The following is a 355-nucleotide window of genomic DNA, read 5'->3' on the forward strand; positions in this document are numbered from 1 at the left end:
CTGGTAAGACTGTTCGATCCGTCTTTTCGGCGCCCATAAATCCGCCATAGCTCAATCCCTCCTCGGGAAGCAGCTCGCCCTGATGAGTACTATCGTCGGCATTATCAATATCCTCATCGGTGACATTAGTAAACAGCCCCGTTGTTTCACTTAGTTGCTTAAGCTCCTTAAGTGAGGTCTTCTGACTGATAATGCCTGCCTGGTACACGTTGATGATCGATGTCGTTTTCTTGTCAGCCAGCTCTGCAACGTCTTTGTCATTGGGCGTACGAATCGGATTAAACATGTAATCGATATCGTCTGGAATAGCCCCGAACTCAGACATGCACATAATCGGCAGCAGCTTATCCAACAC

1 protein-coding gene is annotated in these 355 nt (G+C 47.9%); it reads right to left on the minus strand.

The features are described 5' to 3' along the window. Window positions 1-325 (minus strand): hypothetical protein (locus AC1DIP_RS22385; RefSeq protein WP_477735139.1); only part of this gene is annotated, 325 nt, incomplete at its 3' end. Window positions 326-355: the final 30 nt, after the last annotated feature.

This window comes from Pseudarthrobacter sp. 05T312, from assembly GCF_056396685.1.